This is a genomic window from Pseudomonas sp. MWU13-2862 (assembly GCF_023242495.1).
Lineage (GTDB): Bacteria > Pseudomonadota > Gammaproteobacteria > Pseudomonadales > Pseudomonadaceae > Aquipseudomonas > Aquipseudomonas gingeri_D.
In genome coordinates this window covers 237,811-261,832 of the sequence record NZ_JALMEZ010000013.1, presented here as the reverse complement: position 1 = coordinate 261,832, position 24,022 = coordinate 237,811, and the positions used below count along the sequence as shown (strand labels likewise).

At 56.1% G+C, this 24,022-nt stretch carries 23 protein-coding genes and 1 pseudogene; 8 read left to right on the top strand and 16 right to left on the bottom strand.

Annotation, left to right across the window (positions count from 1 at the left end; all coding sequences use genetic code 11):
- Positions 1-99: 99 nt before the first annotated feature.
- Both M5C56_RS23505 and M5C56_RS23500 read right to left on the bottom strand, forming a co-directional pair.
- A complete protein-coding gene (locus M5C56_RS23505; protein ID WP_103498710.1) occupies positions 100-822 on the bottom strand; it encodes a metallophosphoesterase in 723 nt (240 codons plus the stop codon).
- Between the two features lie 138 nt (positions 823-960).
- On the bottom strand, positions 961-1,347 hold the full coding sequence (locus M5C56_RS23500; RefSeq protein WP_247263334.1) for a hypothetical protein: 387 nt from the start codon (positions 1,345-1,347) through the stop codon (positions 961-963).
- On the opposite strand from M5C56_RS23500, the gene M5C56_RS23495 reads away from it, so the two are divergent.
- Together M5C56_RS23495 and M5C56_RS23490 are read left to right on the top strand one after the other, a co-directional pair.
- Positions 1,264-1,482 carry a hypothetical protein gene (locus M5C56_RS23495; protein ID WP_103498712.1) on the top strand — a complete coding sequence of 73 codons (219 nt, stop codon included), beginning with the start codon at positions 1,264-1,266 and terminating at the stop codon, positions 1,480-1,482. The two genes, M5C56_RS23500 and M5C56_RS23495, sit on opposite strands and share 84 nt — an antisense overlap.
- 140 nt (positions 1,483-1,622) lie before the next feature.
- Complete coding sequence (locus M5C56_RS23490) at positions 1,623-2,999, top strand: hypothetical protein (protein ID WP_103498713.1); 1,377 nt, start codon at positions 1,623-1,625, stop codon at positions 2,997-2,999.
- A gap of 345 nt (positions 3,000-3,344) precedes the next feature.
- Here the strand turns inward: M5C56_RS23490 and M5C56_RS23485 are convergent, their stop codons facing one another.
- Genes M5C56_RS23485 through M5C56_RS23470 form a run of 4 tightly spaced genes read right to left on the bottom strand, consistent with a single transcriptional unit; the run spans position 3,345 to position 7,036 of the window.
- On the bottom strand, positions 3,345-5,162 hold the full coding sequence (locus M5C56_RS23485) for a hypothetical protein (protein WP_103498714.1): 1,818 nt from the start codon (positions 5,160-5,162) through the stop codon (positions 3,345-3,347).
- Positions 5,162-5,614 carry an ABC-three component system middle component 2 gene (locus tag M5C56_RS23480; protein WP_247263333.1) on the bottom strand — a complete coding sequence of 151 codons (453 nt, stop codon included), beginning with the start codon at positions 5,612-5,614 and terminating at the stop codon, positions 5,162-5,164. Before M5C56_RS23480 ends, M5C56_RS23485 begins: the two co-directional genes overlap by 1 nt.
- Positions 5,590-6,669 carry an ABC-three component system protein gene (locus M5C56_RS23475; RefSeq protein WP_103498716.1) on the bottom strand — a complete coding sequence of 360 codons (1,080 nt, stop codon included), beginning with the start codon at positions 6,667-6,669 and terminating at the stop codon, positions 5,590-5,592. Before M5C56_RS23475 ends, M5C56_RS23480 begins: the two co-directional genes overlap by 25 nt.
- A 52-nt stretch (positions 6,670-6,721) precedes the next feature.
- On the bottom strand, positions 6,722-7,036 hold the full coding sequence (locus M5C56_RS23470) for a hypothetical protein (RefSeq protein WP_103498717.1): 315 nt from the start codon (positions 7,034-7,036) through the stop codon (positions 6,722-6,724).
- A gap of 637 nt (positions 7,037-7,673) precedes the next feature.
- On the opposite strand from M5C56_RS23470, the gene M5C56_RS23465 reads away from it, so the two are divergent.
- Positions 7,674-7,817, top strand: coding sequence for a hypothetical protein (locus M5C56_RS23465; RefSeq protein WP_174823932.1), 144 nt, complete (start codon positions 7,674-7,676; stop codon positions 7,815-7,817).
- 125 nt (positions 7,818-7,942) lie between these two features.
- Here the strand turns inward: M5C56_RS23465 and M5C56_RS23460 are convergent, their stop codons facing one another.
- On the bottom strand, positions 7,943-9,370 hold the full coding sequence (locus M5C56_RS23460) for a hypothetical protein (RefSeq protein ID WP_103498718.1): 1,428 nt from the start codon (positions 9,368-9,370) through the stop codon (positions 7,943-7,945).
- On the bottom strand, positions 9,367-11,064 hold the full coding sequence (locus tag M5C56_RS23455) for a VPA1262 family N-terminal domain-containing protein (protein WP_247263332.1): 1,698 nt from the start codon (positions 11,062-11,064) through the stop codon (positions 9,367-9,369). The genes M5C56_RS23460 and M5C56_RS23455 overlap by 4 nt, the downstream gene beginning before the upstream one ends.
- A gap of 665 nt (positions 11,065-11,729) precedes the next feature.
- On the opposite strand from M5C56_RS23455, the pseudogene M5C56_RS23450 reads away from it, so the two are divergent.
- Positions 11,730-12,335 (top strand): annotated as a pseudogene (locus tag M5C56_RS23450) (mechanosensitive ion channel family protein); the annotation flags it as partial.
- Here the strand turns inward: M5C56_RS23450 and M5C56_RS23445 are convergent.
- The 3 genes from M5C56_RS23445 to M5C56_RS23435 form a co-directional block, all read right to left on the bottom strand.
- On the bottom strand, positions 12,332-13,192 hold the full coding sequence (locus tag M5C56_RS23445; protein WP_103499817.1) for a carboxylate/amino acid/amine transporter: 861 nt from the start codon (positions 13,190-13,192) through the stop codon (positions 12,332-12,334). The pseudogene M5C56_RS23450 and the gene M5C56_RS23445 overlap by 4 nt on opposite strands.
- A 252-nt stretch (positions 13,193-13,444) precedes the next feature.
- Positions 13,445-14,044 (bottom strand): FMN-dependent NADH-azoreductase, encoded by a 600-nt coding sequence (locus tag M5C56_RS23440; RefSeq protein WP_103499816.1) that lies wholly within the window; start codon positions 14,042-14,044, stop codon positions 13,445-13,447.
- A 149-nt stretch (positions 14,045-14,193) separates the two neighbouring features.
- Positions 14,194-14,508 (bottom strand): 3-phosphoglycerate kinase, encoded by a 315-nt coding sequence (locus M5C56_RS23435; protein WP_103499815.1) that lies wholly within the window; start codon positions 14,506-14,508, stop codon positions 14,194-14,196.
- A 49-nt stretch (positions 14,509-14,557) separates the two neighbouring features.
- Between M5C56_RS23435 and M5C56_RS23430 the strand changes: the two genes are divergently transcribed.
- From M5C56_RS23430 to M5C56_RS23415, 4 genes are all read left to right on the top strand, one after another.
- Positions 14,558-15,481, top strand: coding sequence for a LysR family transcriptional regulator (locus tag M5C56_RS23430; protein ID WP_100938915.1), 924 nt, complete (start codon positions 14,558-14,560; stop codon positions 15,479-15,481).
- 14 nt (positions 15,482-15,495) lie between these two features.
- Complete coding sequence (locus tag M5C56_RS23425; RefSeq protein WP_103499814.1) at positions 15,496-16,299, top strand: alpha/beta hydrolase; 804 nt, start codon at positions 15,496-15,498, stop codon at positions 16,297-16,299.
- Positions 16,300-16,302: 3 nt separating this feature from the next.
- Positions 16,303-16,869: a peptidylprolyl isomerase gene (locus M5C56_RS23420; RefSeq protein WP_103499813.1), complete on the top strand. Its 567-nt coding sequence runs from the start codon at positions 16,303-16,305 to the stop codon at positions 16,867-16,869.
- An 85-nt stretch (positions 16,870-16,954) separates the two neighbouring features.
- Entirely contained in the window at positions 16,955-18,787 is a 1,833-nt protein-coding gene (locus M5C56_RS23415) for an ABC transporter ATP-binding protein (protein WP_103499812.1), read from the top strand.
- Between the two features lie 37 nt (positions 18,788-18,824).
- Here the strand turns inward: M5C56_RS23415 and M5C56_RS23410 are convergent, their stop codons facing one another.
- The 5 genes from M5C56_RS23410 to M5C56_RS23390 all read right to left on the bottom strand — a co-directional run bounded on the left by M5C56_RS23410 (position 18,825) and on the right by M5C56_RS23390 (position 24,020).
- Positions 18,825-19,949 (bottom strand): GNAT family N-acetyltransferase, encoded by a 1,125-nt coding sequence (locus tag M5C56_RS23410; protein ID WP_103499811.1) that lies wholly within the window; start codon positions 19,947-19,949, stop codon positions 18,825-18,827.
- 312 nt (positions 19,950-20,261) lie between these two features.
- On the bottom strand, positions 20,262-21,635 hold the full coding sequence (locus M5C56_RS23405; RefSeq protein WP_247263331.1) for an OprD family porin: 1,374 nt from the start codon (positions 21,633-21,635) through the stop codon (positions 20,262-20,264).
- Between the two features lie 245 nt (positions 21,636-21,880).
- Positions 21,881-22,120: a zf-HC2 domain-containing protein gene (locus tag M5C56_RS23400; protein ID WP_103498705.1), complete on the bottom strand. Its 240-nt coding sequence runs from the start codon at positions 22,118-22,120 to the stop codon at positions 21,881-21,883.
- Positions 22,114-22,725, bottom strand: coding sequence for an RNA polymerase sigma factor (locus M5C56_RS23395; RefSeq protein WP_103498704.1), 612 nt, complete (start codon positions 22,723-22,725; stop codon positions 22,114-22,116). Before M5C56_RS23395 ends, M5C56_RS23400 begins: the two co-directional genes overlap by 7 nt.
- Positions 22,726-22,898: 173 nt before the next feature.
- Complete coding sequence (locus M5C56_RS23390) at positions 22,899-24,020, bottom strand: beta-ketoacyl-ACP synthase III (RefSeq protein WP_103498703.1); 1,122 nt, start codon at positions 24,018-24,020, stop codon at positions 22,899-22,901.
- Positions 24,021-24,022: the final 2 nt, after the last annotated feature.

Here is a 24,022-nt window from a genome sequence, read left to right as displayed (position 1 = left end):
GTGACCACTTCCTGGGACACGATCGTGACCCTAGTGGCCTTCAGCAACGATTCTGGAAAATACACTGCAAACATCCTCTTCTCGTACGCTTCAAGCCAATCAAAGCGTGATCACACACTGGTTGTTGAAATCGACGTCTTCCCCTGGATAACCCCTTGGATTGGACAGAAATCTGATTCCATTGATGGTTTCATCGACAGCCACGTGAGTGTGTCCAAAGATCCAGAGATCGACCTTCATATCCAGGAATTCCTCCCAGTTGTTGCCGTAAGCGGCCCGCAAATGCGGACGCTTTCCATAGTCCGGAACAAAATGCATCAAAGGCGGGAAGTGAGTCACCACGATCGTTTTTCCCTGAAAGGGTTGTTCCAGCTCGCGATGGAGCCACTCACGAGACTCTTGCGCGACTTTGCGCGTCTGTTGGGGTACCAGGGTTCGATATTGCGGCTCGACCCGAATGACTTTGTAGTCATTCATGAGCGCCCGTGCGTCAAGCATCGCCAATGGCACATTCCCGGTACCTTCAAAATCAGACCACCCGGTGCATCCCACGAATCGAACGCCATCGAGGACAAGCGTGCGCTGCTCCAAAAAGTGAACGTGGGCAGCTTGGGGGTTGCTGAGCTGATCGAGCGTCTTGTACCAGCTCGATTTGTAAAACTCGTGGTTGCCAGCTACGAGCACGGTCTCCTTCGAAAAATGTTCGCAGGCCCAATTGGAGCTCCGGCCTTTGATGTTGATGTCACCAGCGAGAATGGCAACGTCATACAGAGATGGGTCGGGCAGCTCGACGGGCTGGAACTCGACATGGAGATCCGACATTACGAGAAGTCGCATGAGCCACCCCTCGCCATCATGGCGTGTCTCAACATCTCCTGGCCTGCCATCAGGTTTGCTCGTAAGACTGCACTGCGCATGAGCCTCGTTAAAAAGGAACCAGGCATCTATCCTCCCCGATTTTCAGCAGAGATTAACAATCGCCATGACGGTCTCCAGGCTGGCTTTTTTTCTCTGACCAGGGCCTGTCAAAATGTATAGAGTGTTACGCGTTTCAAACACGTAGCCGTCGGTGAGCGATCTTTGGAAGGTTGACCGAACCCAGTCGCCGACCTGCCGCTTGTTCGCACTGTGGGCCAAGACATTGGATGCATACAGCACACAAGGTTGTAACCCGTCGGCAGCAAGAGATTCGCGGTACTCATCAGTCACCTCAATCTCAATCAGCGTCCACTCTCTTACGATGCAGTACGGCTTCCATGAGCGATGACTGATGGCTTCAGCCTCAGCCTGGCCGGCATCACCCTCGAAGCCCACCAACTGCTCTCCATCGTTGCTGAACAGCTCCACGATGTCTCTGGTGATCGCTCAATGCTCATCACAGCCCTGCGAGAACCGGAGTTCGCCAACCTAAAAACGGATGCGCGGAAAGCGCTTCGCCTGGTGGATATCCTGACGTTTGGGCCGAATATCGAACTTGGTTGACCTAGGTGAGCTGCCAGGCACCCAGCTATCCCGGGAGGGCTGGGGATAGGAAAACGCTACCAGTGCCATGATGGTGGCGTGCTAAATGCCCGGTTGGTGGTGGTAGGATCCGCTCAACGATATCGGAGCGTCTCCTGCGCATGCCTCGAACCCAGCAAAACCTTACCAGCCTTAGAGACGCCTTCAGCCAGATCCTAGGCAATCAGAAAGACCACTACACGGATACACGAATCCCTGAATTGCTCTTCAGGCTGGGTCTGGATGATTGCACGGAGTACAACTCCAAGAGGCGGCACCTTGAGAAATCAGTAGAAGCTGCTGGTGATACTCAAATGGTGGCCGCCGCCCAAAGCGCTCTAGAGCTACTGGGCTTCGACGTTCATGAGCGAGACCAGCTTCAAGAGCTTGTGTGGGATGATGGCACAGCACCTGTGATCCCTGGTCGCTACCGTCGAGAGCTGGCAGAAAAGCTCAACACTCTCGACCTGTATTTGGACAGGGCTGCGTTCGAACAGGTGCTCAGCGAGTTCTGGCGAATCGACACAATCTCGTTCGTGGACTTGCTCCGACCAACCCCAACACTCCGCCAGGAGATTGTCCGTCACTACATCGAGAATCCCGACTGGGATGCGGTGACGCTCTTCGACAAGCTCGGTGCATTTCAATCATCGCACGCCCGGTTTGGCCGATTCGTCGAAGCCCTGGCTTCGTCGCGGGTGTTGCCCAACGAACCCGCTCAGCGAAAATTTATCGGAATCGTCAACGATATCCTCAAAGCATGTGGAGTCCACATTGTCGTAGGAATGGGAGAGGATGCGTTCCTGACCGCCTGCTTGGCCTACGTGGGATCGGGAAAGCAGTCATCCCCCAAGAACCTCATCTTCGCTTCCACGACGAAGCCCGACCTGCGCCTTGGCAATGCGCTGGACAATGATATCGAAGTCGTCACCGGCATCGAGGACGTCCTGATTTATGACCGCCCTATCGGGAGTTCCGGGCTCCTATGGCGCGAACTCCAGGCTTGGTATGCCCAGACCTATAGCGTCGATGAAGGCCAGGCCAAGAATCGCCTGTATCAACGCCTGAAAGCCTGCCTGCCACAATCATCGCCCCCTCAAACGCTCGCCTTCACCAGCTTCTTCAAAGCCTTTACGACAGCGGTTCCGGAGCTTCCGGTCTTGCTGCCTGAGGTCTGGTTTCATTGGGATCCCCTGACGGTCTCACGACGCGGCAAGGAGGCCTTGCTGAGGTCGCGCATGGACTTCCTTCTGTTGCTTCCGGGCGGTGTGCGCGTTGTCATAGAGGTTGATGGCAAACACCATTATTCCGCCCCTGACGGACGCTCCAGCCCCCGCCTCTACGCCGAGATGATGGCCGCTGACAGGGCTCTGAGGCTGGTGGGATATGAGGTTTACCGGTTTGGGGCTTCCGAGCTCCTGGAGCCCAATGCCGAGGAGGTGCTGATTGGGTTCTATCGCTCGCTGTTTGAGCGGTATTCGTTGTACACGGCCCCATGACTCAGGGCTTACCACACACTAGCGCGGGCGCGATCAGACGCTTGTTTGGACTGCTAGTCAGGCACAGGCACAAGTCATGATGGGAGGGGTGTAAACCAAAAAAATGACCTGTAAAGCATGGAGGTTTACAGTGCATTTTTTGAGTTTACAGCTTGATCTTACTGGGCCCGATGGGTGTCCTGTTTGATGGTTATGAATGACGTAAAGCCATGACGTGCAACCTGGCGCACATGGGCATCAACCGATACCGTTCGAACCGACCTGAGACTACGCTGCTGCAGGCCAAAGGATGAGAAAGCCGATCACCACGCCATGGGCGTGTGACCGACAACTCACACGATCGAATCAGCCTCTTAGTGGGAAGAAACCATATCTCCCTATTTTTTTGCTTTTCGTGAAATGCTGATAATTCATATGAGGGATGAGCGCCATATCAGGCTCCTTGTTCTCAAATATAATGACTTGAGAATCTTTGAAGTTATCAGCGATATCCTGATAGAACGCATAAATCACATCCGCTGCTACTTCCTCATCATCTTCCTCAGGCTCCGGATCCCCTTCCTTGTATGTGGTCAGCGGCGAATCCAGCACTACAAACCCAGGGTGGCGCCCAGAAAGCTTCAGCAGATTCATCAGCCCCAGAGCAAATGCAGAGGAAGCAATCGCCCGATACCCTTTGCCGAAATTGCCTCTCTTACTTCCACCAATGGTGATGTCACGCGCACCGAAATCGAATTCCACTGGGGAGTGATTCGGGAAACTCCAGCGCTGCAAGATATCCTGAATCTCTTTCACCAGAGGCTTGGCAGAGTCCTCAAAGCTTTCAGGGGTATAAGTGTTTTGCTCCTCAAGCAGCAGAACACCCAGTCGGTTTAACTCCTCCCTCAGCTTGGCCTTATCCTTCACGAGTCTATCCAGCACCGAGTGATCGTGCTTAAGGCACGCAGCGAGCTCCTTCAGGTCACTCACTGCCTGAACCAATCCCTGGAGCTCCGAGGTGATAACCTTCTCAACTGCCGCGATGGACGTCTTGGTGCTCTCAGCGCTTGAGGTGTTCCGCTCAATCGCTGCCGTCAGAGATCCCTGGGCTTCCGCGAGCTCGTGGATATTCTTCGAAATTCGATCCAACTCGAAGGAGACACCTTTCTTGATGTCATCTACGTCCGTCGTACATGACTCGGAGTCGAAATGATTCCCACAGGTTGGACAAAGCACCGCGTCCGCACCATCAAGCAGAACTGCCGCCTGCTCAATGCCCTGAAGGCGCTGGCGATCTGATTCGTACTTCTGGCCAAGCATGTCAAATCGGCTAAGCAGAGCCTTGTCTTCAGCAATTTTGCCTTCGACCAGCTCCAGTGCGGTGATATGGTTAGTCTTCTGGGTGAACAGGTCTTCACTCGAATGGAACGCGCCTTCCAGTTCCTGCTCAGCCAGCTTCAGCCGAAGCGCGACCTGGTCGACAAACGAGCTGAGCTTCTGAAGTTCAAAGCTTTCAGCGGCATCATTTCCTGGATAAAACTGCTTGATAATTCCTTCTACAGCAGTAGCCTTATGTCTCAATGCCCCCTTTGATTCCAACTCCTTTTTAGCCTGTTTAACCCCGGTATCGTCTTTACCCGTTAACAGTAGCTTCAGGATGGATTTTTCCATAAACCGCTCATCCTTCTGGCCCGTACCTAAAGGAGAGTACTCAGCCACGATTCGCGTCTCATCCATCAACAAGACATTCTCAAAATAACGAAGAGAGAATGAAGCATTATTTAGCGACTCTGTCCCTTTCAACAAAAGTTTCCCATTCAACCCCAACCTGTGCAAAAACTGGTTGGAAATCGAGTTCATTTTCTTAGGGTTGTGCTTAACCCCTAAGATCAAAACCTTCCCATCTTCATCATAAAGTGTAGGTTTGGAGCTTTCTGAAAGGTGCCTCTCGATGGTAAAGGAGCGCCCATCATCATGCACAAACTTCACCTTGAGCGTGGTGTAGCCCTGCGACTCCTTGATGGACTTCGGTGGTGTATTTGAACCAAGGGCGAATTTCAAGCACTGTACAATGTATGACTTACCGGTATTGGAGCCACCCTGAACAACGTTCGCGCCCTTTTCAAAAAAAACAGCAGCATCTCTCAGGTCAGGGCCACTCACAATAATACTTTCAATAAACATCAGATCGCCCTTTCAACTTTATAAATGGTGCGACGTTGAATCGTGAGATAATCAATATTCTCTTCAACCCATGACACATGCCGCCTGAAACCTGAGTGATACTCAGTAGTTAAGTTGGCGGCAAATTCACTGCCTGCCGTGGTGATGGAATATCGAACGCCATGTTCATCAACCTGGGAAGTCATCAACCCTTTCGCGGTAAAAAGTTTGATCGCGCCAGGGAAGATCTCCCGTCTTCGAACCAATTCAGCTAGACGATTAATCATCATTGGATGCAGACTCGGTTCTCCTTGAAAGTCACCACTATAAATCGATGCGTAGTCAAAGAAGATCAGCTCATCCAGATCAAGCGCCCTGGTGAGGCCAGCAAGCAGCAGAACAATACGCGCACCAATTTCAACAGGGCTGTTATATAAATCTTTCGGCTTCATGGCTTTTTCTTCTTCACCCATGTAAATTTACGATCGTTCACTAACTGATGACATAACCCCTTGCGGTCGGCGACTTGCAGGAAATGACGCAGCGGATGAGAATCGTATTGTACCTTCGTGGAGTGCTCGGTCACTTTGAGAAACCGCTGCAATCCATCATCGTGTTTCTGGTAAAAAACAGTGTCTATGCCATCATGGCATTCTGCTTTGAGTTTGTCGTAGCAGCCAGCAGGAAACCCATCGCGGGAAAATGCCTCCAAGTATTCTGCACTGAAGAAGTGTATCCTAGCCCGATCCATAAGGCGTTCATACTCACCCTCCATAACGCTTTTAAATGTATACTCAGCCCCATCCGCTTCTGAAAATGCGTCCAAGAGAGCCTCGATATAAACTTTCTCGTTATCAGCGACGATCGCTGGAGCAACCTCTGGGACTACCGGACGCTTTAGGTGATAACTACCGAATCGGGACGTGTGGTATGGCGTCCGCGCATGCATCTTTATCAACTCCAGCGAAGACATCTCATCAACAAACGAAAAGTCGATGCTCTTTAGATAATCTAGCAAATCCCCCTCTAGAGGTATTGATTCTTTGCTGGTGATTTTATTCTTGCACACTTTGTCCCAGCGCTTGATTAGCTCACCCTGAATCCTGGACTTTTTGGTGAATATACCCATGCAAGGCGCGCTGCACCCTTTCGGTGTTACAAAGCGATACTTGCGTGGCAGGGTGTACTCTTTTTTCCAGGTGTAGTAAACGAGCTTTCCCAGTTCGGCTGCGACGTCGGCAATGCTCAGCTTCTCTTTGTAGTGCTTACATTGAAAATTGTCCCACCCTGTTGCGAACTTGGAGATGACATCACGCCCCATGTCACCCCCGCCGCCACACAGCGTTACCGAGTCGTAATCCTTATCTAGATAAGATACGAATTCGGAGGTAAAAACCTCCCATTCAGACGCCGACATAATCTGCAGACGTTCTAGTGGCTGAACGGGTGCCCCCTTCTCCACATCCAACGCTGTGAGCTCGAACGCAGGGGCAGGCGGAATATTGATGGGTTTCTCGCCAATTGACATCAGCTACACCTCCGAAAGAGTGCCGAGCTTGCGGAGCTACGATATGAAAAGATCATAAGTTGATATCGCGTTCCAGCTGACGCCCCCGGATACGATATGGCATATCAGCAATAATTTTGCTCGGATCCTTCCGCAAAGCACTCGTAAGTTTCTTCAGGAAACGCTGATTCAATTCCATGTTTCCCGCTAATTCATCAATGATGATATCAGGGTAAACATCAGCGCCTTCCAGCCCAATTACCAGCGCCGCGCGAGCTGCGCCAATGGGCTTGTCCATCGCATATTCGACCAGATCAGCGGGATGAAAAACGTACTCCTGCTGTTCCTGTCCGCTTTCCTGTCCTGTTTCCTGTTCCTGCTCACTCATGCATGAGTACCTTGGTTGTTGAAATGTTGTTCGTATGGATTCTTCGTTGTTGGGCTTTCGGGGATTTATGCAGACGCTCGACAAATCGCAGGCACGACGAATACTCCCAAGTAGTAGCCTCGGGATGGGGTGGTTTCTGTCTGCGTTCCTGTGGCGTGGCTGATCCATGCCGAGCTCCTACCGCCTCCTCCCTCGGCCAAGGTGGCTGGGCGTCCGAGTGTCCTTGTGCAATGGCACAATACTATCGTTAATGCGCCGTGATGGGGAACCCGATAGACAAGTTGTAGCTGCGTGGGAGGGTCGTGTGAGGCTCTCACAGGAGGAAGGCTCATGGGGCTGCGGGCATTGTGGGGTGGCGGGCTGTCCATCGATCTAGGAAAAAATGAACAATGGACAGAAAATTTTAAGCTACTGATTTGAATAGACTTGGGATGTCCATTTGGAGTTGTAGCTCACGCGTACAGAGTGGATGCGAGCAAACGTTGCCGAGTCCGCAGAGTGAGAATTCCAAACGGTACTCGTTACGCAGGGAACGAAGATCAGCGGCGCCGCGACAGTCCACGCTGCCGGGCTGCTCTACTGGGGGCTCGAAGACTTCAGGGCCTTCGCCGCGCATGCATTACAGGTGATCAGGCACTTGCGGACAACCTCCTTCGAACAGGGTGACCTGGTCTGGCAGGCTGAAGCCGCCGAGCAACTGAAACAGCAAGGCTTGGATTTTGCCTCCATCTGCAAGCGCTTGATGGCCAAGCCTGTTGTGGAGTGCATGCAGGTGGTCTAATCGAGCCTGCGGACGGGTGTACTCAGGGGAAGGCTAGCCTTCCCCTTTTCGATTTTGGCGCCATTGGCCTGCGTCAAGCAAAACCCTATGAGGGTTCAAAAATATTCAGGCCAATGAAAAGTGCATTAAATGGTCAGAAACGTAGGCTTATCAAAGTCTGTGTCGTACCGCAGACTCCGGTAGAGTGAACCATCCTCCCATGGTGGAGTGGAAAACGAGTCTCCTATGTGCCAGTCAACTTGACTAGCACATGCTAATTCGGCTTGTGCGAGAGGCTGATAGGTAGAGGCCAGCTTGAATCGTTCAGTCATCGCTGAGCTAGTACTTGGATGCCAGGACTGGTCAAGCAAGACAGCTCGACTTCTTAGCTGTTCAATTAGTTCGTGACGCTGCCTCGCATCAAGACACTCTACAAAGTAACCTATTACTGCGTAATCAAGACAGCTTGATGAAATCGAAAACAGATGTTTAGACTTATCTTTAGCATCGAAATCCCAATCTTTCCACTTATTGAAAGATGCCTGCCATAGCCACTTTCGCTCCTTTAGGGCCGCCCTCTGCCGAAAGACTGATAGCGCCGATGCTACCGGCTTCCTAATCATATCAGGCGTAATCATAGACATCGAGCTAACATATATATCGAGCGCCCAGCCCTCAGCATGCGCTAGCGCACTTCCTAATGCCTCTTGAATTTGAGGGTAGCGAGACGGATACTCATTTATAACCGATAACCACCGTGACCACTCTGTAGGACTTTTGGAAGCTTCCCGCAACAACAATTCCCATTCGTTAGGGGAGGACGGTATATTTCGACTAGCATGAGTAACAGAACGATGAAAAGCCCAAAATTTGAATGTCCAGTTCTGGCTCGCTACTGCCAACGGCATGATTTTTTCAATAGGGGCGTGATGCGTGTAGGACGCCACTTCAAAAAAATCTTTTTCACCTTCGATGAGGCTCTGCAGGAGGGGTACATTATACCGGTGCAGTGCAGCTGCTGCCTGAAGCTTTATTGGTGAACGATAGTCCATCCAAAACTGGTCGACTATCCACTCTACCGACCTCCAATCCTTATTGGCAATGTCCTCCTTAATTTCACGGACATGGCTATCACTACAATAATGCCTATTAATAACTTGCTCGCTATCGACATGACTTTCCTTGATCAAGCTGGCAAGAGCAGCAATAACCTGCTCAGGAAGAACGGGGTTTATCCTGTAAATCTCGCCCCATAGTTGATCATCGCAATCAAGAGCCGCCGCAACTGCTAGTAATTTTGCTAGATCTGCCTCAGGCCTTATCAAACCACAGGGGCAATCGAAAATCTCTCGCACAAGCCAGCAAAACAACCGATCAAACTGTTCAGACTCACCCCCCTCGAAGTACTCTCTGTCATTCCACAGAAAAGGGAACTCACCAACTAGGTTATCAAGCACCAATTCAAATGCAGCCTCTCCATATTCAAGAAGTGAGAAACCAAGCGTTTCAGGTTGCAGAGGTTCAGTACCAGTAATTCTATCCGCGATGCCAACTAAAGCCTCTTGCTGCTTCATGAGTATTTCCATATCAGGTGTTCAGGTTTAGCACTTTGATTCCAAAAACTCTGGAAAGCCTGCAGTACGGGTTCAGGATAGGTTACCTCTTGAACAATACAATGCTGCGCACCAATGTGATTTATCGATGCACCAAGAGACCATACTCGTGTGCGGCCTCGGCCTAGACCTGGGAAGATTAGAAACCTATCATGAAAGCTTTTCTGAATACCCCAGCTCATGCGAAATTCAAGCTTCATACATGGCGAGCCCGTAAAAGCCTGATTCAGTAATTCTTGCTGAGCAGTTATCCATTTCACGCGATCTGTCGCGTCAGCTGGGTCGGCCTCAGTTAACTCGTCGTCCGCATCATCTGAGCAGTCCGGACGCATCTTTGATGGTTTAGCAGACGTTAACCCCCAGAGCTGAGTCCCCGCGTCAGTACAAAAAGCAAGAGTGTTGAGAATGTCGTTTGCCGACAAGTATGGATCCCATAGGTAGACTGCCCCTTGGCTGACTGAGCGGATCAGTACGCGCAAGTCATCCAACGCTCGAAGCCTCTCATCTTGCCTATTACTTCCTTCAAGGCCATATTGCAAGAATTTACGAGATGCCACCAACTGCTTCATCTTTGCTTTCAGCTGCCTTATTGCTTTCCAATCAACTTCCTCAGGGTGTCGTGGTTGCCGATGATTTCGCCATCCCCCTGAGGGTTCCATCAGCGCGATTTCGTATGTTTCGACGTCTCCGCTAGGGCCAGTTACTCTGAATCGCCTTGGCGCCTCCATTCCACTACTAGTTTGTGAATAAAAACGCCACTTCCCTCCTTGTGCAAACGTAGTTGACGCAGCAAGGAGGAGGCTGTTTTCCACATCCCAGACCGAAAACTGCAAATCCCCGGACGCTTGCGGTATATCTATCACCTTTACACCCTCGCTCAAATCAAAGCGAGTAAGGCAAGAAATTATACCGTCATGCTCAATACGATACTCCCCAACTATAGCTCGTGGGGAAACGACAGGACTCCAAGCCAAGCATATCTCAAGCGGCTTGTTAGGGCGCCGACGAAACTCGGCAAGCAATGCATTGGCAGGAATTTGGAACAGCACATCGCCTATGCGATCAGGGACACTTGCAAGGTTCAGCGGAAGCATCGTCACGAGCCACTCAGACAGCTCTTCGAAAAGAGCCTCTTTACGAACTAAATCCACCAATCTCGACTTACCCTCATCCTTGAGTTCAACAAGGTATGACCCAGACCAATAGTTACTCTTTAAAACGGCGTTAAGTGGCACCTCAATCCGCGAGTCCGGAGGGCAAAACACTGGTGGAGCAGCTACTAAACTTCCAACCTCCAGAGCAGGCTGCCCTGGTGGCGCCCAAGTCCCACTACGACCATAAGAGCGGAGACTTGCCATAAGCTCACTGATATCCACGGGACGCTTTGAAACTCTAAAACTCCACCCATCAAAGCCCTTTAGCTTTTTTGATTTTGCATCTAGAAAAGGCGACTTCGGTGAGATTGGCTTTTCACCCTGTTCCGCCACATAAATGGAGAAGATATTTCGTACAACTTTCTTACCATCCGAATCGGTACCAAAAGCGATGACTTCAACTGCTTCAAACCATGTAAACTGCCCCAATATACCCGGAGCAATTAAATCGTTTAATGCACCAACTGCTTCTTTAATATTCTTTAGCCTAGCCTGAGCCATTATCCCCCCCAAAATATTTTGCCTTGCTCGCGATTACCGCACCCCTGCCCCAGCTGGACTTGGTCGATCAATACCGTAACTCGAACTAACATAGGCCGTTATGACCGGCACTCAAGATCTGATTTAGCCGATCACCGTGTCATGTGACAGGTGGCCGAAATCCTGGCGGTGTCGAATTAACCTCTTACTGGAAAGAAACCACATTCGAGGTCAACGGGATGAAAAGCGTATTCCCGATTACGTCCCTGCTTCTGATCCTGCTCACTCATGCATGGGTACCTTAGCTATTGAAATCTTGTTCGGCAGCGCGACTCGTCAAATCTCAGACTCGACGAAGCCTCCCGGATTGATGCTTCGAGATATTGTCGGTGTGTTCGGTGGCGCAGCTGATCCATGTCATGCTCCTACCGCCCTCCTCACCTTTCAGGCGAGGGTTACTGGGCATCCGGGTGTCCATACGCAATGGCACAATACTATCGTCATTGCGCGTCTCTCGGAAACCAGATGGCATGCCACTGCGGCTACCGAGAGGGCGTGCGGGAGGCTTATGGATTGCAGGGAGGAAGGGTGTCCATGGATTTGAGGAAAAATGGACAATGGACAAAAAATCTTAACCTGTTGATCTATATCACTTCTCCATGTCCATTTAGGGGAAGAGCTCACTCGTACAGAACTTCGACAAGACCATCGTCTCGATCCCGACCTGGCGGCTGATGTCCGAGTCGTTCCGCAACTGGCGCGGCATGCAGCAATCCGGTGGCCGGCGGATCAAGCGCAGCCTGTTTATCGACGCCGGGGCCGTGCGGTTCCTCCACGATGACGAAGAACAGCGGCTGAGCCGGGTGCGCCTGCTCACCGACTACATCGCTCGCAAGCAGGCCGAGCTCAAGGCCTGGAACGAAGCCCAGGGCAATGTCGCGGCGATGGCGGCGAACCGTCGACGCATGACCAACCTGGGAACCTTTCGCGCCTACGCCCTGGCGTATCTGAAGAGTCATCCGGAAGTACAGCCGGACATGACCTGCATGGTCCGCCAGATGCAGGCCACGGCCCAGGGTGTACCGCTGGAGATCTACTGCTTCACCTCCACCACCGCCTGGGCCGACTACGAACGTATCCAGGGGGATATTTTCGATTACCTGCTGGCGGTGCTGCCGGAGTTCGGCCTGAGCCTGTACCAGCAGCCGAGCGGCAACGACCTGCGGGCCGGGATGTTGCCGGCGCTGTTGGGCGCCAGCCATATTCCCGAGCCGCAGGAGCACGCGCTCTAGGCTTTGAGCGGACGCGCGCCCAGGCGGCTGATCCAGACTGCCGCAAGAATCACCAGGCCGCCGAAGAACAATCGCCCCAAGGGTTCATGCTGGTTCCAGATCAACAGGTTGATCAGCAGCCCCACCGGCACATGCAGGTTGTTCATCACCGCCAGCGTGGCGCCATTGACCAGGCACGCGCCCTTGTTCCACCAGTACATCCCCAGCGCCGTGCTGACCAGTCCGAGGAACACCAGCACGCCCCATTGCAGCGGCCCCTCGGGCAGGTAATTGGTCTTGCCGAACAACAGGAACGCCGGCAATGCCACCGCCAGCGCGCCCAGGTAGAAATAGCCGAAACGCCGGTAATGCGGCAGGTCGCTGGGATGACGCGCCACCAGGTGCTTGTAGAGCACCTGTCCGGCGGCATAGGTGAAGTTGGCCAATTGCAGCAGCAGGAAGCCCATGAAGAAATCCGGATTGATCCGGTCGTAGCGGATCACCGCCGCACCGGCCACCGCCACCAGTGCCGCGAGCAAGGCCCAGGGATTGAAGCGTCGGTTCAAGGCATCTTCGATCAGGGTCACGTGCAACGGTGTAAGGATGGTGAACAGCAGCACCTCCGGCACCGTCAGCACCCGGAAGCTCAGGTACAGGCAGACGTAGGTGACGCCGAACTGCAAGGCGCCGATCAGCAGCATGCCGCGCATGAACGCCGGCTCCACCTGGCGCCAGCGGGTCAAGGGAATGAACACCAGCCCGGCCAGCAGCACCCGCACCAGCACGGCAAAGTAGCTGTCGACATGACCGGCCAGGTATTCACCGATCAGGCTGAAGGAAAACGCCTGGAGCAGCGTGACGAAAAGTAGATAACCCATAAGCCCTCACATATTGCCGCCCATCCCACAAAAGGAACGGGCCTGCCATCGAATGGCCGCGACCTTAGCGACTTTCTGCCGCACAAGGAATCCGAGGCGAAAAAAAACCCGATCGGGCTGGGCGGCCGGATCGGGTTGCATGCACTCAGGGAGCAACCAGTGCAAAGGGAGGTTCTGCGCGTACAACTTGAAGGGGTTACTTGAAGAACTGTCGCTACTAAAACAATCGGCGATTAGCTGAACATTAAGCCCTCAAGCAACTTGGGCAATCCGCGCCTTGGCCTGGTTCAGGCCTTTTTCCTGGAAGTCGCCGCCCATGTTCAGGCCTTCGGCATGAATGAAGGTGACGTCGTGGATACCGATAAACGCCAGCACCTGGCGCAGGTAGGGTTCCTGATGATCGTTGGTGCCACCGGCATACAACCCGCCGCGCGCGGTCAGGACATAGGCTCGCTTGCCGACCAGCAGCCCTTGCGGGCCGGTGTCGGTGTACTTGAAGGTCAGGCCGGCCCGCAGCACATGGTCGAGCCAGGCCTTGAGGGTACTCGGGATCGCGAAGTTGTACATCGGCGCGGCCAGCACCAGCACGTCCGCCGCCAGCAGCTCGTCGGTCAGCTGGTTGGAGCGCTCCAGCGCCGCCTTCTCGATGGCCGTGCGTTGCTCGACGGGTTTCATCCAGCCGCCCAGCAGGTGGCTGTCCAGATGCGGCACCGGATCGGTTGCCAGATCACGGACAGTGATCGGATCGGCCGGGTGAGCGGCTTGCCATTGACCGATGAATTGCTGGGTCAACTGGCGGGAAACCGAGTCTTGCTGGCGGGCGCTGCTTTCGATGATCAGTACGCGGGACATGGGATGTAGGCTCCATCGCTAGGGGCTGTAAGTCGATGGAGTGAAGATTAAACAGCACTTAGCCGATAAAAAAGCCGAAAAAATGACTACAACCTATCTATAAATTTGTTGATAGGCGGAGCATGCTTGGCAGAATGCTCCTCGGGGGGTCATTTCGCTACGCAGGTCAGTCCCAGGCTCAACCGGATGATGCTGCGGGTGAATTTGGCGCTGGCATTCTTGCTCTTCCCGGCCGGCAGATCGAGTTTGCGGGTCCGTGGGGCCTCGGGGCCGTTACGGAACACCACGGTGCACAACGCGTCGGTTTTCCCGTAGTTGTTCACCTGGATGGAACCGATATCCGTATCGGTATCGAAGGTCGTGTAGTCGATGCTCAGGCCGTTGAGTTGTTTTTCGACCTCGATGGGATAGGCGAATGCCGTCAAGGGCAGCATGGCCAGCAACACACAACAGATTTTTCTCATTCGGCGGTCTCCATTAGGGACCGCCAGCTTAGGACAAGAGGAACCCAACTTGAAAGCGCCCCGCGTGACCCTTGATCAATGGCGAACGCTGCAGGCCGTGGTCGATCACGGCGGCTTCGCCCAGGCCGCCGAAGCCCTGCATCGTTCGCAGTCGTCCGTCAGCTATACCGTGGCCCGCATGCAGGATCAGCTCGGGGTGCCGCTGTTGCGCATCGACGGGCGCAAAGCCGTGCTCACCGAGGCCGGCGGCGTATTGCTGCGGCGCTCCCGGCAACTGGTGAAACAGGCCAGCCAGCTGGAAGACCTGGCCCACCATATGGAGCAGGGCTGGGAAGCCGAAGTGCGCCTGGTGGTGGACGCCGCCTACCCCAATGCCCGCCTGGTCCGGGCGCTGACCGCGTTCATGCCGCAGAGCCGCGGTTGCCGGGTGCGCCTGCGCGAAGAAGTGCTGTCGGGGGTGGAGGAAGTCCTCCTCGAAGGCGTCGCGGACCTGGCCATCAGTGGCTTCAATATCCCCGGTTACCTGGGCACCGAGATGAGTGCGGTGGAATTCGTCGCCGTCGCCCACCCGGAACACGCCCTGCACCGCCTGCAACGCACCTTGACCTTCCAGGACCTGGAAAGCCAGCTGCAGGTGGTGATCCGTGACTCCGGCCGCCAGCAACCGCGCGATGTCGGCTGGCTCGGTGCCGAGCAGCGCTGGACCGTCGGCAGCCTGGCCACCGCCGCGACCTTTATCGGCAACGGCCTTGGCTTTGCCTGGCTGCCGCGACACATGATCGAACGGGAAATCCGGGAAGGCCTGCTCAAGGTGCTACCGTTGGATCAGGGCGGCAGCCGCCACCCGACCTTCTACCTGTACTCGAACAAGGACAAACCCCTGGGGCCGGCCACGCAGATTCTCATCGAACTGCTGCGCACCTTCGACACCGCGCCGCTGGACGCCCCCTTCGCCGCTCCCCAGCAAGCCTGACAGGACGTTGACCGATGGCCTATTTCGAACACGAAGGTTGTACGCTGCACTATGAGGAATACGGCCAGGGCACACCGGTGTTGCTGATACATGGCCTGGGGTCCAGCACCCTCGACTGGGAAATGCAGATACCGGCATTGTCAGCGCAGCACCGGGTAATCGTCATGGACATGCGCGGCCACGGTCGCTCCGACAAGCCTCGCCAGCGCTACAGCATCGCAGGGTTCAGCGCCGATGTAATGGCCCTGATCGAACACCTGAAACTGGACCCTCCGCACCTGGTGGGCCTGTCCATGGGCGGGATGATCAGTTTCCAACTGGCAGTGGATCAGCCGCAAATGTTCAAGAGCTTGTGCGTGGTTAACAGCGCGCCCGAAGTCAAGGTCCGCAAGCCCGGCGACTACCTGCAATGGGCCAAGCGCTGGAGCCTGGCCCGGCTGCTGGGTCCGAAGCGCATCGGCAAGGCCTTGAGCGTGATGCTGTTCCCAAAACCCGAGCAGGCAGAATTGCGGCGCAAGATGACCGAACGCTGGGCAAGAAACGACAAACGTGCTTATCTCGCCAGCTTCGATGCCATCGTCGGCTGGGGTGTCCAGGAACAACTTTCACGGATTGCCTGTCCAACCCTGATTGTCAGCGCCGACCATGACTACACACCGGTCGCGCTGAAGGAAAGCTATGTCAAACTGATTCCCGATGCGCGTCTGGTGGTGATCGCCGACTCACGCCACGCCACGCCGCTGGATCAACCCCAGGTCTTCAACCAAACCCTGCTTGAGTTTCTAACCGCAGTCGAAACCACCACCCAGGATCACTGAACCATGCTGAAAAAAATCGCCCTGTTCACCGGCTCCGTCCTCTTTGCCGCCAACCTGATGGCCGCCACCGATGCCGCCAAGGCGCCCCATGTGGAACTGGTGACCACCAACGGCACCATTGAAATCGAGCTGGACCCGGTGCATGCGCCGATCAGCACCAAGAACTTCCTCGCCTACGTGGACAGTGGTTTCTATAACAACACCATCTTCCACCGGGTGATTCCGGGCTTCATGGTCCAGGGCGGCGGTTTCACCGCGCAAATGTCGCAGAAGCCGACCCAGGCGCCGATCAAGAACGAAGCCAGCAACGGCCTGCACAACGTGCGCGGCAGCTTGTCGATGGCGCGGACCTCGGACCCGAACTCGGCCACCAGCCAATTCTTCATCAACGTGAAGGACAATGACTTCCTCGACCCGGGCCGCGATGCCGGTTATGCGGTCTTCGCCAAGGTGGTCAAGGGCATGGAGGTGGTCGATATCATCGTCAACTCGCCGACCACCACCAAACAGGGCATGTCGGACGTGCCGTCGGACCCGGTGTATATCAAGTCGGCCAAACGGATCGACTAATGGCAGGCGCAAGCCACAGGCCGGGTGCCTCTGGCTTGCGCCGCTTCATCTTCAAGGAGAGCCCGCCTGACGGGCGTCAGAACCCATGCTCTATCGTCGTTTTGAACAACTGATCGATATTTTCCGCGACGCCCCCACTGCCGCTCCGCCAAACACTGTCCTGCCCTTCTACCTGTATTACCTGCGCCAGGTCTGGCCAAGCTTCGCCGCACTGTTGATCGTCGGCTTGTTCGCCGCGCTGATCGAAGTGGCGCTGTTCAGCTACCTGAGCCGGATCATCGACCTGGCCCAGGGCACGCCCAATACCGAATTCTTCCAGGTCCATGGCCGCGAACTGCTGTGGATGGCCGTGGTCGCCCTGATCCTGCGGCCGATTTTCTTCGGCCTGCACGACCTGCTGGTGCACCAGACCATCAGCCCGGGCATGACCAGCCTGATTCGCTGGCAAAACCACAGCTATGTACTCAGGCAGAGCCTCAACTTCTTCCAGAACGATTTCGCCGGACGCATCGCCCAGCGCATCATGCAGACCGGCAACTCGCTGCGTGACTCCGCCGTCCAGGCCGTCGATGCCATCTGGCATGTGCTGATCTACGTCATCAGCTCCCTGGTGCTGTTCGTCGAAGCGGACTGGCGCCTGATGATCCCGCTGCTGATCTGGATCGCCTGCTACATCGGCGCGCTGTACTACTTCGTGCCACGGGTGAAGGCGCGCTCGGTGATTTCCTCCGAAGCCCGTTCCAAACTCATGGGCCGGATCGTCGACGGCTACACCAACATCACCACCCTGAAGCTGTTTGCCCACACCCGTTTCGAGCAGCAATACGCCCGTGATGCCCTGGTGGAGCAGACCGAAAAAACCCAACTGGCGGCCCGCGTGGTGACCAGCATGGACGTCGTCATCACCAGCCTCAACGGCCTGCTGATCGTCACCACCACGGGCCTCGCGCTGTGGCTGTGGACCCAGTCGCTGATCTCGGTCGGCGCCATTGCCCTGGCCACCGGCCTGGTGATCCGTATCGTCAACATGTCCGGTTGGATCATGTGGGTGGTCAACGGCATTTTCGAAAATATCGGCATGGTCCAGGACGGTCTGCAGACCATCGCCCAACCGGTCAGCGTCACCGACCGCGAGCAGGCGCCGCGCCTGCGGGTCACCCAGGGCGAGGTGCGCTTCGAGCATGTGGACTTCCACTACGGCAAACGCAGCGGGGTGATCAGCGACCTCAACCTGACGATTCGTCCCGGGGAGAAAATCGGCCTGATCGGTCCGTCGGGGGCCGGCAAGTCGACCCTGGTCAACCTGCTGCTGCGGCTCTATGACCTGCAAGGCGGGCGGATCCTGGTGGATGGCCAGGACATTGCCGAAGTCGCCCAGGAAAGCCTGCGCGAACGCATCGGCATGATTACCCAGGACACTTCGCTGCTGCACCGTTCGATCCGCGACAACCTGCTCTACGGCAAACCCGATGCCAGCGACGCCGAACTCTGGGAAGCGGTGCGCAAGGCCCGGGCCGATGAGTTCATCCCGCTGCTGTCGGATGCCGAGGGCCGCACCGGCTTCGACGCCCATGTCGGCGAGCGCGGGGTGAAACTCTCCGGTGGCCAGCGCCAGCGCGTCGCGATTGCCCGGGTCCTGCTCAAGGACGCGCCGATCCTGATCATGGACGAAGCGACCTCGGCCCTGGATTCGGAAGTGGAAGCGGCGATCCAGGAAAGCCTGGAAACCCTGATGGAAGGCAAGACCGTGATCGCCATTGCCCACCGTCTGTCGACCATTGCCCGCATGGACCGCCTGGTGGTCCTGGAAAATGGCCGGATCGCCGAAACCGGCAGTCATGCCGAGCTGTTGGCCCATGGCGGCCTATATGCACGCCTGTGGCAGCACCAGACCGGCGGGTTTGTCGGTATCGATTGAACGTCACCATCGCCCTCGGAAGGGGGCGGTTGACCCATCAGGCCTGCCGGTAAGGCAGTGCCGCCTTCGCCTCTTCGGCATAGGCCAGAATGCCCACCCGTTCCTGTGCGAGGAAATCCTTCACCGCCGTGCGCAACCCCGGATGACGCAGGTAATGCCAGGAGTGGGTGATCACCGGCTCGAAACCGCGAATCAACTTGTGCTCGCCCTGGGCACCGGCATCGAAGCGTTGCAAACCCTGGGCGATGGCGTAGTCCATGCCCTGGTAGAAGCAGGTCTCGAAATGCAGCCGGTCGAACTCCGCCAGGCAGCCCCAGTAACGCCCGTAGAAACTGTCGCCGCCGATCAGGCTGAAAGCCATGGCCACCGGCCGCCCGCCCTGCTTGGCCAGGACCACGCGGATCGACTCGGGCATGCGCTCGGCCAGCAGGCTGAAGAATTCCCGGGTCAGGTAGGGTGTCTGGCGTCGCACCGCATAGGTATTGGCATAACAGGCGTAGACGAAGTCCCACTGGGCCTCGCTCAACTCACGGCCTTCCAGCCATTGGAAATCGAAGCCCTGTCCGCCGACCTGCTCGCGCTCCTTGCGCATCTGCTTGCGCTTGCGCGAACTCAGGGTATCGAGGAAGTCCTGAAAATCCCGGTAGCCGCGGTTCTGCCAATGAAACTGGCAACCGTAACGCAGCAACCAGCCGGGTTGTTCGCCCAGGGCGGCATCGGCCAGGGCATCGGTGAAGTTGATATGGGCGCTGGAAAGCTCTTCGATCTCCAGATAACCCGGCAAGGCGGCCAGCAACTCGAAACCGTCCTCGGCCTTGGCCGCCAGCAATCGCGCGCCGCCCACCGGACTGAACGGTACGGCGGTCAACAGCTTGGGGTAGTAGGCGATGCCCGCGCGCTCGCAGGCCTCGGCCCAGCCGTGGTCGAACACATATTCGCCATAGGAATGCCATTTGCGATAACTCGGCAGGGCCGCCAGCAGCCGACCGTCCTCCACATGCAACAGATGCTCCGGCTGCCAGCCCGAGTGCGGACCGAGGCTGCCGCTGTCTTCCAAGGCACTCAGGAACCCATGGCTGAGGAATGGCTGGCCGTCGGGCACCAGCGTATCCCATTGCTCGGCAGCGACCTCAGAGAGGCTTTGCAGACGTTGTAACGGCATCGATATCCCCAGGCAGGTGCAACATGCAGAGCGAGTATCGCGCATGTGTGGCAGGAAGGGCGACAGGTAGAACGGAAAACCGATAGCGGTCTGAAAGTCCGCCGGGAAGGGAATCTTAAAAACTATTTCATTGGACTTGAAAGTCGCCTGGGAACACCATTCCAGAAGGTTACAGAACAGCGGCCGGGCTGTTCGACCGAGGGCTTTGAGGGCAGGTAACGCGCAAGGACAGCTCCCTGAGCACGTCCGAAAGCCAGAAAAAAAAACGCCCCGCGCGACAGAGCGTCGAGCGGGGCGCCAAAAGAGCGGAGCTTACAACAGTGGAATGGTGTAGCTGACGATCAGACGGTTTTCGTCCTGGTCGCCACCAGTGGAAACGAGGGTACTGGTACGCCACATGGCGTTTTTCCAGGCGAAGCCGAGGTTCTTGAGGGGGCCTTCAGGAATCACGTAGGACAGGCTGATATCACGTTCCCACTCGCTCTGGCTGCCAGCGGTGTTCTGGATATTGTCGCCATGCAGGTAGATGATACCGGCGGTCAGGCCAGGTACGCCGACCTTGGCGAAGTCGTAGGCGTAGCGAGCTTGCCAGGTCTTCTCCCCGGCACGGGCGAACTTCTGGATCTGCATATCAGTGATGGTACTGTTCGACGAGCCGTCACCCTGGTTCAACCATGGGAAGTCGCTGTCGCCTTTGCTGTACTGATAACCAGCGCCGAAGGTGTGACCGGCAACCGAGTACAGGGCCAGGTAGCTGTACAGGTCGTTGTCGACCTTGCCCTTGGTGACGCCACCGCCGTAGTAACCCGAGGTGAAGTAGTTTTTGTCGCTGCCGTTGGCGCCGTTGTCGCGGCTATTGTAGTAGCGCAGGTCGCTTTTCAGCACGCCCGGACCGATGGCCCAGTTGTGTACCAGACCCAGGAAGTTCTGCGAGTAGAAATCTTTCAGCTCGCCGAAGTAGTACGAAGCGACCAGGTCCTTGGTGATCTTGTAGTCGGCACCGGCGTACTGGAACTTGTTGCTGAACCGACCCGCAGTACCCTGGGAGTAGTTCGAGCTGGCGTTGGCACCGGCAATCGACAGATCTTCGTCGTTGCTCGAGTTACGGCCCTTGGCCTTCTCGACCTGACCGAGGGTCAGGGTCAGATCCTTGATCTCGTTCGACGTGATCTGGCCACCCGTGAAGGTTTGTGGCAGCAGACGACCGTCGTTGTACTTGATCACCGGGTTGTTCGGCAGCAGGGTACCGATCTTCAGTTCGGTCTGCGAAACACGGACTTTACCGGTCAGGCCCAGGCTACCGAAATCGTTAACCGCCTTGGCGTTCTGACCGCCAGTCGCTTCGGTCGGGAATACCGTGCCGCCAGCAGAGGTTTTGCTCGCACCGTTGGTACCACCACCGGTGTCCAGACGAATACCTTCCAGGGCAATAACATCAAGGCCGAAACCTACGGTACCTTGTGTGTAACCAGAGTTGAAGCGCAGATCGAAGCCTTGGCCCCATTCCGAGTTCAGGTTCTGAGCGGGCTTGCCGCTACGGTTATCGGTGTTGATGTAGAAGTTACGCAGACCCAGGGTCGACGTAGCGCCATCGATAAAACCTTTCGCGTCAGCTTGCCCATCGGCGTACGCCTGCTGGGACAAAACCCCTACGGCCACTGCCAGGGCCAAGGTGCACTTGTTCATTGTTTCGCTCCTCTGGATTCAAACTTTTTCGGGTCTATTTGTGGCGTCCGTTGCCATCACGCGGGTGCGCAGCCATTGCCGGGGCCTGACCTGCTTTGTTGGGAGGGAATCTTGGCGTGGGGTTATTTCAGAGCGGTTTCTGGTCGATTAAGGTTTTGTGACAGCGGAACTTTTTCCGACAGGCACAAATAATCGCAAAGCCCCGGTTTACGGGGCTTTAGCAGAAAAATAGTGGCTTTTTAGAACTATGGTTTTCCAGCATCCTGGCGCTGAGCCGCCAACTGGGCGGACAAGGCCTCGAGATTTTCGATCGGCGGTTCGGGCATATGCTTCAGGGTGGCCTGCATCAAGCGCATCTGACGGATAAAACGCCGGCAGTTGGGGCAGAACATCAAGTGATGGCGCACCATCAGGCGCTCCCGAAAGCTCAACTGGCCATCGAGATAGTCGCTGGAACGTGCCACTTGTTCCTTGCAGGTCAGCATTCGCCGGTCTCCTCAAAATGCTCCACGGTCGCGAAAACTTTCAAGCGTGCCCTGTGCAGCAGCACCCTGACATTGGAGAGCGAGATCCCCAGAAGATTACAGATCTCCTCCAACTCCAACCCCTGGCGTTCGCGCAACAACAAGACACTGCTCTGCAACTCGGACAAACTCAACAGCGTGTGCTCCAGGCACTGGCGCAGTTCATCCTCGCTGAGCAGGGCTTCGGGAGTGTCTTCATGCCAGGCGTGGGGGGCCAGTGCCCAGTGGCCGTCAGCGGCAAAGCGTTCGTCGCCGATGGTGCCGTGGGGCGACGGCAGGTCATCGAGCAGCACTTCGCGGCGGTTCTGCTTGTAGCGATTCTTCGCCGCGTTGGCGGTGATGGTCAACAGCCAGGTCTTGAGACTGGAACGTCCCTGGAAGCCCGCCAGGTTGCGCACCACGGCCAGCCAGGCATCCTGGACCGCTTCATCGGCCTGGCGGCTGCCGACAATGGCATAGGCCACCGCGCGCATCGCGCTCTGGTAGGTGCTGACCAACTCCTTGTAAGCCCGTTGTTCGCCTGCCAGCAAGCGTTCGAGCAGTTGACTATCGTCCATTGCCGCCATTCACAACCTCGCGTTCGGATTTCCGGGACGTTATAGAGCATCAGTTTTTTGCCGCTGCTCCATCCCCATGTTCAACACGAGAATAGCGATCGCTCCCTGAAACGCATCGGAACGAACAAGGAAGCCCCCCTTCCCGCCTGGCGCGCACACGATGCCAGACGGGAGGGCGCCGATCAACGCTTGCGCAGGATCACGCTACCGATCGAATAACCGGCGCCGAACGAACTGAGCACGGCCAGCGAACCCGTCGCCAGATCGTCCTGGTTCTTGTGGAACGCAATCACCGAACCTGCAGAGCTGGTGTTGGCGTAAGTGTCGAGAATCACCGGCGCCTCTGCTTCCGTGGCCTCACGGCCCAGCAGCTTCTTGACGATCAGATGGTTCATGCTGAGGTTGGCCTGGTGCAGCCAGAAGCGCTTCACATCGCCGATGTTCAGCTGGTTTTCCTGCAGATGCGCGGCAATGAGTTCGGCCACCATCGGGCAGACGTCACGGAACACCTTGCGACCTTCCTGGACAAACAGCTTGTCCGGGGCACCGATGCCCTCTTCCGCCGCGCGGTTGAGGAAACCGAAGTTGTTGCGGATGTTATTGGAGAACTGGGTCAGCAGCTTGGTGCCGACAATCTCGAACTGATAAGGCGAGGTCGCCAGGTCAGCCCGCTCCACCACCACCGCCGTCGCCGCATCACCGAAAATGAAATGGCTGTCACGGTCGCGGAAGTTCAGGTGGCCGGTGCAGATTTCCGGGTTGACCATCAGGATCGCCCGGGCCTGGCCCAGTTGAATGCTGTTGCTGGCGGTCTGGATACCGAAGGTCGCCGAGGAACAGGCGACGTTCATGTCGAAACCGAAGCCCTGGATACCCAAGGCTTCCTGGACCTCGATGGCCACCGCCGGGTAGGCCCGTTGCAGGTTCGAGCACGCCACGATGACGCCGTCGATGTCCGCGGCGGTCTTGCCCGCGCGTTGCAGGGCCTGTTCGGCGGCACCGATGGCCATCTGGCAGAGGATCGACCATTCGTCGTTGGAACGCTCGGGCAGGCGTGGGCGCATGCGCTGGGGATCGAGAATGCCATCCTTGTCCATGACAAAACGGCTCTTGATACCGGACGCTTTCTCGATGAACGCGGCACTCGACTCGATCAGGGCCTGAACTTCGCCGCGCTCGATGGCAGCGGCGTTTTCGAGGTTGAACTGCTGCACATAGCTGTTGAAAGACTGCACCAGCTCCTCGTTGGAAATGCTGTTGGCCGGGGTGTACAGGCCGGTGCCGCTGATGACGACGTTATGCACGC